We start from the raw sequence: 12,483 nt of genomic DNA on the forward strand, positions 1-12,483 counted from the left end.
ATTGATTGTAGACAATGACTTTTCTCTTATGAAAATCATGTATTAAGCTTTTTATTCAATTGTTTTCCATTTACTATTAGGTAAATAATTCGTAAAACTTATTGATATTATATGCTGATTGTCTGATGTTCATTAAGCTTATGTTAAGTTTATACTGGGTATCTTAGTTGCAAATATTTTAAGTTGTTTTTTCTCTTGGAGATGGCGTAATGAAAGTAATTAATAAAATAGCAGCAGTATTGGTTTTATCTATACCTCTTCTGGCAAATGCTTCTGATAGTCCTGGTGATTTTAAATCAAAAGTAACTTGGGGTGATTTTAACGACTTTACGGACGTGAGACCAAATGGCGGACCTAAAGGATCTTTTCATAAACAGGTTAAGAAATCATTTGAAAAGCATTTTGCGAAATTAGCTAAAAAATTACCTGATGGATATAAATTAAGAGTTAAAGTTAATGACTTAGATTTAGCGGGTGATGTGCGTTTTGGTGGTATGAACGAAATGCGCGTTGTAAAACCTATCTACTTCCCTAAAATTAAATTTAGCTATGTATTAACCGACAGTAAAGGCAAGTTAATAAACAAAGATGATGTAAAGCTAAAAGATATGGGTTTTATGGATAAAATTAAAAGTGGCAGAGATGGCTCTTTTTACTACGATCATAAGTTAATATCAGAGTGGTTTAATAAACAATTATTAACGCAAATTAAATAAAGCGATACTACAAATAAATACAAAAAAACCTCATTTTTAATGAGGTTTTTTGTTTTGAAAAGGTTAAAGTGTTTTATAAAATAGCAGCAATATCTTTATAAAGTTGTGTTGCTTGTGTTTGCGTTAAATTGCTTATTGATTGCGACTTGCCAATTGTGCTACTTACTCTAACCGATTCATTTGATGTACTGACTGAGGTTTCAGTTAGCTTTTCACTTAACTGTTTTTGTAAACCTAACTCCGATATTTTAATAACATCATCGGAAAACGCACCAAATTGAGAGCTCGATGATTCAGAGCCTTTTTGTTTTTGAAGTGCGCCCGCCTTTTGTATTTCACTACCGGCAGTTAAAGGGAGTGCTATCGACATAATCCCTCCAAATAAATGGTATTAGATTAAGTATAGCTTAAATTAACCGCCTGGTTGAATAATGTACGTTACTTGCTGTTGAAGTTAGCGAGTAATTGGTGAATTTTTTGTAATTTCACAACTGTTGATTCTAATAACGCTGTATCTAAATCATCTTGTTTACTTAATGTTTCAACTGCAGATGCAATATCTAATATATAAGGCTTAAAACGTTTTGCATCAAACGAAAAAGCAGGATCTTTTAACAGAGCACTAAATTTAGCATGGCCATTTTTTTGTAATGTGTCTAGTTGATTATCTGCATCAAGGGCTTGTCTGTATAATACTTTTAAGTTGTTATTTAACTGCTCTATTACTGGATTCATTTTTATCTAAAGGTTTTTTGAAAATTGCCGCTATAATATCATTAATGCTTGATTTCTAAAATGGAGAATTAGATGGATATTTCTAGTGGAGGTTTACCTTCAATTGATAACTCTCAAGGTTCACAAGTATATTCAGCCGCATTGGCAAAGTCACACCAAAAGCTAGAAGGCGAGGCTGCATTAGCTTTAATTCAATCAGCAGCCAGTAGTTCACAAATAGTAAGCAATCAACCTTCAGCTTCTTCTGTGACAGCAACTTTAGGGCAAAATATTAATATACGCGTCTAGTTGTATATTATTGTAATGCTAAATCAATAGGTGTTTTGCTTTTTTCGCCGCCTATTTCTCTTACCAATTTTGGCACTAAAAACCCAGGTAACTCATTTAAGATGCCTTTTTGAATTGTTATAGCGTCTTTTTCTGCAATTTCAAAGTGTGCAGCACCTTGTACTTTGTCTAAAACATGTAAGTAATAAGGTAAAACATGCGCACTAAATAACGCTTCACTTAAATCAACTTGCGCTTTAACTGTATCGTTTATATTTTTTAAAAGTACTGCTTGGTTTAATAAAGTGACATCTGCTAACTTTAATTGTTGTAGTTTTTGGCTTAATGCGACGTCAATTTCATTAGCGTGATTAATGTGGGTTACTAAGATAACTTTTAATCGTGAAGACTTAAAACGGCTACACAATTGATCTGTGATCCGATTAGGGATCACCACGGGAAGTCGGCTATGGATCCTTATTCTTGTTATATGTGGTATTTTTTCAAGCTCTGTCATAAACCAATCAATCGCATCATCTTTTGCCATAAGCGGATCGCCGCCACTTAAAATCACTTCATTAATATTTTTATCGTTAGCGATATATTTTAAAGAATCGATCAGTGCTTTTTTGTTTAAATGATTATCTTGATAAGGAAAGTGGCGTCGAAAACAATAACGACAATTTATGGCGCAACCTGTTTTAAAAATGATAAGTACACGAGATTTGTATTTATGTAATAAACCAGGGATTTGATTGTTTTGTTCAAGTAAAGGGTCGTGATCAAAACCTTTTTTGATTAAAAATTCTTGATGTAAAGGCAGTACTTGTAATAATAAGGGATCATGACTATCACCGACTTTCATTTTTTTTATAAAAGGTAAAGGCACACGCATCGCAAACAGTTTTCTTGCTTTTATGTCTTCAGAAAAAGCTTTTTCATCAATTTTTAGCATTTTTAGCAATTTATTTGGCTCAGATACGGCCATTGCTAATTCTTTTTGCCAGTTAGTATGCAAATTTGCTTCAATTGTTTGTATCATAGCTTAGTAAATAACTCGAATTGATTAATAGAGGATAAGATGGCGAATTATAGCACTAATGAATTCAAGGGAGGCCTAAAATTTATGATGGACGGCGAACCTTGCAGTATTATCGAAAATGAAATGGTAAAACCTGGTAAAGGCCAAGCTTTTAACCGTGTAAAATTACGTAAATTGATCTCTGGTAAAGTATTAGAGAAAACATTTAAATCAGGTGATACTGTTGAAGCTGCTGATGTAATGGATACAGAGCTTGCTTACCTTTATAATGATGGTGAGTTTTGGCACTTCATGAACAACGAAACATTTGAGCAAGTTGCTGCAGACGAAAAAGCATTAGGTGATGCACTTAAGTGGTTAGTTGAAAATGATGTGTGTACACTTACAATTTGGGATGGTCGTCCTATTGTAGTGACTCCGCCTAACTTTGTAGAGCTAGAGATCACAGATACAGATCCTGGCCTTAAAGGTGATACTGCTGGTACTGGTGGCAAACCTGCTACTTTATCAACAGGTGCTGTTGTACGTGTTCCATTATTTGTTCAAGTAAACGAAGTAATTCGTGTTGATACTCGTACTGGTGAATACGTGAGTCGTGTTGCTAAATAGATCTGCTTCGCATTTCTATTAAGGCCACTGCGTGGCTATCTCCGTGGGTATGTAGTTAAATGACTCTCAAAGTCGTTTGGGTACATATCCCACTTATCTGCATTGCTAACTTCCCTATTTTAATTTCCTTAAGGTCTTTTTGTGAATTCTCCTCTTTGGCAGCCAAGCGCCAGTATAAAAAATTTAAAAAAACGTGCTGAAATTATTCGTAGTATTCGAGAGTTTTTCTACCAAAGAAATGTAATGGAAGTTGAAACTCCAAGCCTATCTCAAGCAAGTGTGACAGACATTCATTTAATCAGTTTTAATACTGAGTTTGTAGGGCCAAATTATAGCAACGGTGTACCGCTTTATTTGCAAACATCACCTGAATACGCAATGAAAAGGCTATTAGCTGGTGGCAGTGGCGCTATTTTTCAAATAAGCAAAGCTTTTAGAAATGAAGAGTCGGGCAAGCATCATAATCCGGAATTTTCAATGTTAGAATGGTATCGACCTGGTTTTGATCATTTTGACTTAATGGATGAAATTGATTCTCTCATGCAAGCTATTTTAAAGTGCGAAAAAGCACAGAGAATAACCTATCAAGCTGCTTTTGGCTCTATATTTAATACAAACCCATTAACAGCTTCATTAGAAACACTGAAACAGATTTGCGAACAACATGGTTTTGAAAACATAGCTAAAGACGAAACAGACAAAGATACCTTGTTACAGCTATTGTTTAGTATGGTTGTTGAACCAACAATAGGGCAAGAACAACCCTGTTTTATTTATGACTTTCCTGCATCTCAAGCAGCGCTTGCTAAAATAAACAAAGATAACCCACAAGTAGCTGATAGATTTGAGCTGTATTTTAAAAATATGGAATTGGCTAATGGTTTTAATGAACTAACAGATGCCAATGAGCAGTTAAGCAGGTTTGAAAGCGATAACTTAAAAAGAAAAGATATGGGCTTAGCTCAGGTGCCTGCGGATCTTAATCTAATAGATGCCTTAGCTTCTGGTATGCCTGAGTGTGCAGGTGTGGCTTTAGGTATTGATAGATTAATCATGCTAGCGCTAGAGCAGAGTCAAATCAAAGATGTGATTAGCTTTGATATAGAGCGTGCTTAGATTTATTTAACCGGTTGATTAGTCAGATCTTGAATAATGCCTTTGGTTGTTGCTGGGTAATTAGTAAAAATACCATCAACACCTAAGGTCAGCATGGCTTTGATATCGTCTACTTTATCTAGAGTATAAGCGTAAACCTTTAAACCTCTTTTGTGAGCGTCAGAAACAAAATCCTGATTAATAAAATCTTTATCTAAATGGATACTAAAAGCATTTAATGTGTGAGCAAACTTAGCATACTCAAGTGGGATACTTGAGGTAAGCGCACCTATTTTAATCCAAGGTAATTGCTGTTTTATAAATCTTAATTGGTGATGATCATAAGATGAAATGATTAAATTTTCTTGTGATATTTTGCCTTTTTGAAGGTTGTTTTTAATATCTTCAACAAGTTTAGTTAAATCAAATGTATGTTTAAGCTCAATGTTTAATAAAGTTTGATTATTATTCCAATTTATTAGTTCTTGTAGGCTAGGGATTTGTTCGCCCATGCCAGCATCAAGTCCTTTTAATTGGCTTAAAGTGTAATTACTCACTTTACCTTGGCCATTGGTTGTTCTGTCTAACCATGAGTCATGAATAATGACATAGGCATCTTTAGCACTATGTAAATCGACTTCAATGCCATCTACTTCTATCTCTAAAGCCGCTTTTATCGCACTTTTGGTATTTTCAGGATAATTTCCACTGGCACCTCTGTGAGCAAATACTTTCATTTAACAATCAACTCCTTTTATTTAAACCCGCCTACAGTAGCCTCTGGGGATTTACACTTCGTTGTTATGTTATCTTTTAAGGGAGTAACCATTACTGCGATAACATGCCTAGAATTGGAAAACCCCAATCCATCTGAGTGGGAACTTACTTAATACAACTGGTATTATTACTCGCTTTAGCTTTTTTTGCTTTATTAACCGACCAAGTTTCATAAAAAGCCGCACTGACAACTAGAAAACCACCAATAAAGGTTGTTAAGCTTGGTCGCTCACTTAATAAGATAAAAGATAAAATGCAGCCGTATAGCGGTTGTAAACACGAGATTAAACCTGCGGTTGTTGCAGATAAATTTTGTAAACTTGAAGCAAATAATGAATGTGGTGCTGCCGTAAATATCACGCCAACTAACAGTATTAATAACCAATCAGTTTGTGTTACTTCAGCTGGAGGCACTTCAACAAATAAACATAACATTAAACAAGCCACTAAAGTTTGATAAAGCATAGTGTGCGGGCCAGAATAATGCACAAAGTAATTTTTATGTAATACATTTCTTAAGGCAAAAAATACCGCAGATATCACACCGATTATTATGCCAATTGTTACTTGGTTACCTAAACTGGCTTCTGGGATAAGTAAATAAATACCAAAAACAACCACACACGCTAGCATTAAATCTTTTAATTTAGGGCGCGTTTTATTAAATAATGGCTCTAAAAAAATAGTGAAAACAGGGTAAGTAAAAAAAGCGATAATACCGATGGTTACGCCAGCCTTTTGCATGCCAGTAAAATAAGTAACCCAATGAATGCCAACAACAATACCTAATAAGATAGCAATGCCATAATCTTTTTTATTAGCGAGCTTTATTTTCTTTTTTGTTAGATATAATAAAATGAATAAAGTAATAGCAGCGACTGCTGTGCGATAGACTGTAATATCTAAAGCAGGCATGCCTATTAGTTTAGAAAATAAAGCGGTACCACCAAACAAAAATACGGCAATGTGTAAATATATGAGGCTTTGGTTATGTGAATGCATTAATAAATAAATTTTTTTTCTTATCTTATGGGAGTCTAAATTACATAACAAGATGAAAATTCATATATTTATTTAAATTTTATATCTTTATAAAAAGGAAATTCTTTAAGTAGCCACCAAGCATCTTGAGTAGCTTGTAGATCTTGTTGATCGTTTTTTAATAAAAATAGCCTTTTACCGCCCCATTTACTCAATGGAAACAAGTGACTTGTAATAGGGTGATTTTCAAGTTTTGTTTTAAAGCTACCATCTTTTATTGCTTGCTTGAGACCATAACTGATTTGGCTTGCTAAGGCATAGTTTTTATTATCAACATAAAACCACATATTAAATGGATAAACTAATAAAAACTCGTCAAATATAACCAATTTATTGCCCCACATTATTTGATACTTTTCTATTTCGCTGTAGCCTTCATGTATGCCCCTTGGAAAATAGTCACAACGTCCTTTTTCTAGCATTTTGAAGTTAATTTCAAATTTATTAACCTTTAAAATTTTTAATCCCGCATTTTCTAAAATGGTGGTATCAGGCCAATGCTCTGCTTGGCAGGCGGTTAATGTTTTTAATTGTTCCATAGTAGTGATGTTTGAAAACTTTTTTCTATCTGCTTTTCTGATAATGAGTGCGCGAACACCTAAAATACCACCAAGCAAATCTATTGGAATGGCGGTAAAGCTCTCTTCTCGTTCTCTATTAGCTCCGCCCCAAATGATATCAAGATAAATACTATTTTTTAGCATTCTGAACCAGCGACCCTGAGTCATAGAAATTGTGCTTAATACCAGTTGTGATTGGCCGTATTTGTCTTGAGATTTATCAAGTGCTAATTGGATGATGTCAGTAAAAAATAAGTGGGCAGTATCTGTATCAGATTGAGGTGCTATGGTTCGAACAATATTAAGCTTTTTATCAGCGGCATTATTATTTAAAGGTATTAAAAGCAATAAAGCACATATCAAGGCAATTGAGAATTTCATAATTGAAATAACAAAAGACAAATTTATTATTAAGTATAGGTGTTTTTTAACAGAGTATTACTAGATTTTTTGGAAGTGTATATATTTATTTGATGGAAAGTGGTGGAGCTATGCGGGATCGAACCGCAGACCTCCTGCGTGCAAGGCAGGCGCTCTCCCAGCTGAGCTATAACCCCACATTCCATCATTCAAGGTTACTGGTTGCCTTGAACGGGGCGTACTTTATGTTTATTCATAACTTTGGTCAAGCACTTTTTATTATTATTTGTTTGAATGTTTAAAAATAAAACAAAACCTTTACTTTTCTTGACAGTCCAAGCGTTTTTTACTGTTAAAATATAAAAAAACAAAGGAAATATCATGAAAGTTATATTTTTAAGCTTAGCGGTCGCTATCGTTTTATCTGGATGTTCAACAGCAAGTAATAAAAAAAATGAAGAACAATCTTCAAAAACAACCTTAATAAAAGAAATTGATGTGGATGGCATAGAGCGCTTTTCTTTTTCAGCCGATTTTACGATCCAAGAAAATGACACATTAAAACCAAAACAAGCAAAAAAACGTAGGAGACTGAATCCACAAAGAGTTCAAGGGTCTTCAAAGCAAGAGCCCGTTGAGCAAGAATCTAAAAATCAGAGCTCTTTGGAGCAAAAAGCTTTAAGTATGTTAGATAAAAACTTAAATCAAAAAAAATGGTGCAGTTATGGTTATGAGCTTGATGAGAAATATTGGCAAAATACCACTTTTAGAATATTAGGGCATTGTATAGATTAGCGCTAAGGGTTAATGTAGTTAATGAAATCATAAGTTAAATTTAAAAGGGTTATTCAATGAAAAAGGCTTTGCCGATAATATTATTAGCTTTGTTATCTGGGTGCGCCAGTAAATCAGACATGCCTGCTTATGAAATTAATAATGAAAAGTTTATCGCTTCAACTGAAAATAAACAAAAAGCGTTTTCATATACGGTCTCAGTTAAACCTACGGGGGCAGTTGACCTGACCCCAACAAAAAATATGTCACGCAGTGCTTATAAAAAATTACTGCTCACAGAGAGCTTTAGTGATTCTGGTGCGTTAAAATTAGAGCTAGAAGATAAAGCCGCTAACATGTTAGAAAAAGAACTTAAAAAGCGCCGTTATTGTGATAAAACTCATTCGATAGATGATGTCGTGTGGCGTGATTATAGTGTAAAATTAAGTGGTAAGTGTTTATAGTAAAACAACTCAGCTATTGGTCAAACTGTAGCTGAACCTTTCTTGTAAAAGTTATTCATAATCCAATAGTTGCTTATTTGATTTTAAATAACCTGAATATACTAATCCCAGTCCAAATATACACACCAATAAAATAACCATTAGAAAAGCTGTTTTACCATGGCTTTGATAAATTAATCCGGGTAAAAATGACCCTAGCGCACCGCCAGAATAATAAAAAGAGACATAAACACCATTTGTGACGCTAGCTGGTGCTTGGCTTATTTTGTTTACTAGCGGTGCTGAGATTGAGTGAATAATAAACATAGCGCCGCAAAAGAGTGAAAAAGCGGTAAAAAAGACAGGGAACTGATTTGGCATCATTAATATAATTGCGCTGCAATAAATGATGAAAATAATGCTCAATAATTTAAAAGGTATCTGGAATATTTTAACTAAGAATGGTGTTAATAATGATGCAATAGCCCCAAATAGGTAGCCAATATATACTAAGCCTATGTTGGCAGTATTTTGCATATTAAAGTCATTTTTTAAAATAAATGGTAAATAATTTAAAACTGCAGTAAAACAAAAGAACATACAAAAAATGGCGCTATAAACTTTAAATAGCCCAGGTTTTTTTAAATTTTTAATGCCCGAAAGAATAGAGGGCGTTGCTTTATTTTGTGTCTTATTTTTGGTTGGAATATGTCCTTTAATATTAATTTTAATAAAAATGGCTAAGCTCAATAAGCTAATAGCGATTAGATAATAAAAGCTCTGCCAATTAAAAAACTCAGTAAAGCTAGCTGCTAATAACCTGCCAAAAAAACCGCCAAGAATGGTACTACCAATATAGATGGTCATATTTTTTTGCAGCTGATCATTTTGATATGTTTGACCGATATGGCTTGTCATAGCTGTTAATGCCGCTGGTAGTAATAACCCCTGTAATACTCTACAAAATAACAATAGCTCAAAGGTTTTTATAAAAGGAAATATGATGCAGGTAATCGCTAATAACATCATAGTATTTTTGAGTATTTTCAAAGTATTTAGTTTTTGAAATAAAAAACCATAAAACAGTGGTGCGATTGCTAAGGGGATCATAGTTGCAGTCATTAAACTACCTGCAGCGGCAGGGCTAACATTAAATGTGTTGGAAAATAAGGGCAGCAGTGGTTGTGGTGCATAAAGCACAAAAAAGATGAAAACAGAGCTGCACAATAAGTGAAAAAAATGCATAAGTTAGCTTTTACAATACTTAGAAATTAAACTGTGAATAGCTTAATCCTTTAAAACTTCAATACAAGGCTTTTAATTAATCAAAATGATTATTAAAATAAGCGTATTCCATCTATATAGAGCATGATGATCATGGGTTCATTACAAGACCAGCTATTAAAATCAGGTTTAACCACTGAACATAAAATGAAAGTGGCCAAAACAACTAAACGCAAGCAACAAAAAAAGAAGAAAAAAGGTGCAAGTAGTAATCCAAGCGACTTACAAAAGCATATTGAAAAAAATAAATTAGAGCAGCAGCAAAAAGCAGAAGCGCTTAACCAAGCTAAAGTGGTTGAGCAAAAAGAAAAAGAGCAAATAGCGCGTGTTAAACAGATTTTACTGCATCATAATCAATCAGAGATCAAAGGTGAGTTAACCTTTAACTTTACTTATGAAAATAAGATCAAAGATCTAGATGTAAATGAAGTTACAAAAAATGCACTGGCAAAAGGTCGCTTAGCAATATGTGTACTTGAAGGCATTTTTTATGTATTAAATGATGAACCAGCTCGTAAAATAGCTGAAGTAGACGAAAAATATATCGTATTACATGCATTGCCTGAAGATGATAAAAAAGACGAAGATGATCCATATGCTGATTTTGAAGTGCCAGATGATTTGAACTGGTAATCGTAATCATAAAAAAGCCGCTTTAAGCGGTTTTTTTATTTTAGATCATTGTAACATTCTAAAGCTTGTTTTAGACTTCTAAACATCTATCGTTAGTTTGACTGGCGATCCTAAATTTCAAGAAGAGATCTCATCATGTTTGAATTACCGCAATTAGATTTAAAAAATAAAGTTCCAGATGATGAATGGCAATTACGAATAGATCTCGCTGCGTGTTATCGGCTTGCTCATTCATATGGTTGGGATGACACCATATATACACATATCTCTGCGCGACTACCGGGTAAAAATGAGTACTTAGTTAATGCTTTTGGACTTGCATTTGATGAAATCACAGCTTCCAATTTAGTGAAGGTAAATTTACAAGGTGAGATTTTAGATGACTCACCATTTAAGATAAATCCTGCTGGTTTTACAATTCACAGCGCGATCCACGAAGTACGTGAAGATGCACATTGTGTGATTCATTTACATACTAATGAAACCATTGTTGTTTCAACCTTAGAGGATGGATTACAGCCTATTTGTCAGCATGCAATGTTTCCACTAAGTGCGATTGCTTATCATGACTATGAGGGTTTAGCGGTTAATGCAGCAGAAAAAGCACGTTTACAACAAGATTTAGGCAATGCACATACTTTAATGTTGCCAAATCATGGCGCTTTAACTTTAGGGCCAACAGTGGGTGAAGCATTTATGCGTTGGGCTGATTTACAACGTGCGTGTGAAGTGCAAGTGATGGCACTTTCAACAGGAAAGCCGCTGATCCCAATAGCGGAAAATATTTTAGATACAGTTAAAACTCAGCAAAATAAAGTACATACAGGTAGTACAGGCGGTCAGGTTTCTTGGCCTGCTATGTTACGTAAAGCATATCGTTTAGATTCAAGTTTTGCTAAGTAAATTAAAACTAAGCGCTGTATTGCAGAGCTTGACTCAATAATCAAATTAAATAGGAACAATCATGAAAGTAACTCGCGTCGAAGTGTTTGATATCCATTGTCCAGATAGACCTGCTTGGACACCTGTTTTTGTTCGTATTCATACTGATGAAGGTATATCTGGTGTGGGTGAAGCGGGCCTAGCTTATGATTTAGGTCACAGTGCTGCAGCTGCGATGATCAAAGAGATGGCTGAAGCCTTTTTAATTGGTCATGACCCTTTCCAAACAGAAAAGCTATGGGCTCGTATGTTACGAGAAAGTTTTTGGGGCTTAGGCGGTGGACCAGTTGTTTACTCTGCTATGAGTGCATTAGATACTGCACTTTGGGATATTAAAGGTAAAGCGTTAGGTTTACCTGTTTATCAACTTTTAGGCGGTAAAGTAAACGACAAGTTAAGAACTTATGCATCGCAACTACAATTTGATTGGGATGATGAGTTTAAGGCGCTTGTGCAACCACAAGAGTACGCTGAAGCTGCATTAAAAGCAGTGGCAGAAGGCTACGATGCAGTTAAAGTTGATCCTATTATGTATAACAAAAATGGTGAAACTTACTATGATCGCACTAATATCATTCACCGTTCAGAAATGAAGTTATACCGAGCACGTATGCAAGCTATTCGTGAAGCAGTTGGTGATGAAGTTGATATTATTTTTGAATGCCATAGTTTACCTGGTGCAACATCTGCAATTCAGTTAGGTGAAATTGCTGAAGAGTTTGATTGTATGTACTATGAAGAACCCGTAAATTACTTAAACCACTCGTTACATGCAAAAGTGGCTGATAAAGTAAATGTGCCAATTGCGGGTGGTGAAAGACTTTATAATAGATGGCAAGTTCGCCCATACCTTGAAGATCAAAGTGTAGATGTACTGCAGCCTGATATTGGTTTATGTGGTGGTTTTACAGAAACTAAAAAGGTATGTGATTACGCTGATATTTTTGATGTACGTATTCAAGCACATGTTTGTGGTGGTCCAGTTGCAACAGCTGCATCATTACATTTAGAAACTGCGATCCCTAACTTTTTAATTCATGAACATCATACTTATGCGATTAAAAAGTGGAATCGTGAATTATGTTTACAAGATCCTCAGCCTAAAAATGGTTTCTTTGAAGTGTCTGAAGAACCGGGCATTGGTATCGAACTTAATGATGAAGTGGTAATGCGCTCTCAAAGAGTTGAAATTAAGTAATTAAAGA

16 protein-coding genes and 1 tRNA gene are annotated in these 12,483 nt (G+C 34.5%); 9 read left to right on the top strand and 8 right to left on the bottom strand.

The annotated features are described in order from the left end of the window. Positions 1-209: 209 nt before the first annotated feature. Complete coding sequence (locus tag KO527_RS05600) at positions 210-716, top strand: DUF3016 domain-containing protein (RefSeq protein ID WP_216039377.1); 507 nt, start codon at positions 210-212, stop codon at positions 714-716. Between the two features lie 73 nt (positions 717-789). Here KO527_RS05600 and KO527_RS05605 read toward each other — a convergent pair whose 3' ends face one another. Further along, on the bottom strand, positions 790-1,086 hold the full coding sequence (locus KO527_RS05605) for a hypothetical protein (protein WP_216039378.1): 297 nt from the start codon (positions 1,084-1,086) through the stop codon (positions 790-792). A gap of 68 nt (positions 1,087-1,154) precedes the next feature. Then, complete coding sequence (locus KO527_RS05610) at positions 1,155-1,451, bottom strand: hypothetical protein (protein ID WP_042147286.1); 297 nt, start codon at positions 1,449-1,451, stop codon at positions 1,155-1,157. A 72-nt stretch (positions 1,452-1,523) separates the two neighbouring features. Between KO527_RS05610 and KO527_RS05615 the strand changes: the two genes are divergently transcribed. Next, entirely contained in the window at positions 1,524-1,739 is a 216-nt protein-coding gene (locus KO527_RS05615; protein WP_216039379.1) for a hypothetical protein, read from the top strand. Between the two features lie 7 nt (positions 1,740-1,746). Here KO527_RS05615 and epmB read toward each other — a convergent pair whose 3' ends face one another. Continuing rightward, on the bottom strand, positions 1,747-2,760 hold the full coding sequence (gene epmB / locus KO527_RS05620; RefSeq protein ID WP_216039380.1) for an EF-P beta-lysylation protein EpmB: 1,014 nt from the start codon (positions 2,758-2,760) through the stop codon (positions 1,747-1,749). Positions 2,761-2,799: 39 nt separating this feature from the next. Between epmB and efp the strand changes: the two genes are divergently transcribed. Together efp and epmA are read left to right on the top strand one after the other, a co-directional pair. Continuing rightward, a complete protein-coding gene (gene efp / locus KO527_RS05625; protein ID WP_042147295.1) occupies positions 2,800-3,369 on the top strand; it encodes an elongation factor P in 570 nt (189 codons plus the stop codon). A gap of 141 nt (positions 3,370-3,510) precedes the next feature. Then, on the top strand, positions 3,511-4,485 hold the full coding sequence (gene epmA, locus KO527_RS05630) for an elongation factor P--(R)-beta-lysine ligase (protein WP_216039381.1): 975 nt from the start codon (positions 3,511-3,513) through the stop codon (positions 4,483-4,485). A 2-nt stretch (positions 4,486-4,487) separates the two neighbouring features. On the opposite strand, the gene KO527_RS05635 is transcribed toward epmA, so the two are convergent. The 4 genes from KO527_RS05635 to KO527_RS05650 form a co-directional block, all read right to left on the bottom strand. Then, the gene (locus tag KO527_RS05635) at positions 4,488-5,201 is read right to left on the bottom strand and encodes a glycerophosphodiester phosphodiesterase family protein (RefSeq protein WP_216039382.1); all 714 of its coding nucleotides are present in this window, start codon (positions 5,199-5,201) and stop codon (positions 4,488-4,490) included. 145 nt (positions 5,202-5,346) lie between these two features. Further along, positions 5,347-6,243 (bottom strand): DMT family transporter, encoded by an 897-nt coding sequence (locus tag KO527_RS05640; protein WP_216039383.1) that lies wholly within the window; start codon positions 6,241-6,243, stop codon positions 5,347-5,349. A gap of 68 nt (positions 6,244-6,311) precedes the next feature. Beyond that, positions 6,312-7,223, bottom strand: coding sequence for a hypothetical protein (locus KO527_RS05645; RefSeq protein ID WP_216039384.1), 912 nt, complete (start codon positions 7,221-7,223; stop codon positions 6,312-6,314). A 100-nt stretch (positions 7,224-7,323) separates the two neighbouring features. Continuing rightward, positions 7,324-7,399, bottom strand: a tRNA-Ala gene (locus KO527_RS05650). A 184-nt stretch (positions 7,400-7,583) separates the two neighbouring features. Between KO527_RS05650 and KO527_RS05655 the strand changes: the two genes are divergently transcribed. Together KO527_RS05655 and KO527_RS05660 are read left to right on the top strand one after the other, a co-directional pair. Further along, a complete protein-coding gene (locus KO527_RS05655) occupies positions 7,584-7,997 on the top strand; it encodes a hypothetical protein (protein ID WP_216039385.1) in 414 nt (137 codons plus the stop codon). Positions 7,998-8,053: 56 nt separating this feature from the next. Then, the gene (locus tag KO527_RS05660) at positions 8,054-8,440 is read left to right on the top strand and encodes a hypothetical protein (protein WP_216039386.1); all 387 of its coding nucleotides are present in this window, start codon (positions 8,054-8,056) and stop codon (positions 8,438-8,440) included. A gap of 51 nt (positions 8,441-8,491) precedes the next feature. Here KO527_RS05660 and KO527_RS05665 read toward each other — a convergent pair whose 3' ends face one another. Continuing rightward, on the bottom strand, positions 8,492-9,664 hold the full coding sequence (locus tag KO527_RS05665) for an MFS transporter (protein ID WP_216039387.1): 1,173 nt from the start codon (positions 9,662-9,664) through the stop codon (positions 8,492-8,494). Positions 9,665-9,796: 132 nt separating this feature from the next. Here KO527_RS05665 and KO527_RS05670 point away from each other — a divergent pair, with 132 nt between their 5' ends. The 3 genes from KO527_RS05670 (at position 9,797) to KO527_RS05680 (ending at position 12,476) form a co-directional block, all read left to right on the top strand. Then, positions 9,797-10,336, top strand: coding sequence for a DUF2058 domain-containing protein (locus KO527_RS05670; RefSeq protein WP_216039388.1), 540 nt, complete (start codon positions 9,797-9,799; stop codon positions 10,334-10,336). A gap of 135 nt (positions 10,337-10,471) precedes the next feature. Further along, complete coding sequence (locus KO527_RS05675) at positions 10,472-11,239, top strand: class II aldolase/adducin family protein (protein ID WP_216039389.1); 768 nt, start codon at positions 10,472-10,474, stop codon at positions 11,237-11,239. A gap of 61 nt (positions 11,240-11,300) precedes the next feature. Next, positions 11,301-12,476, top strand: a complete 1,176-nt coding sequence (locus tag KO527_RS05680; RefSeq protein WP_042147317.1) for a mandelate racemase/muconate lactonizing enzyme family protein — start codon at positions 11,301-11,303, stop codon at positions 12,474-12,476. Positions 12,477-12,483 lie beyond the last annotated feature (7 nt).

The sequence above is a fragment of the Pseudoalteromonas sp. C2R02 genome (assembly GCF_018860845.1).
Lineage (GTDB): Bacteria > Pseudomonadota > Gammaproteobacteria > Enterobacterales > Alteromonadaceae > Pseudoalteromonas.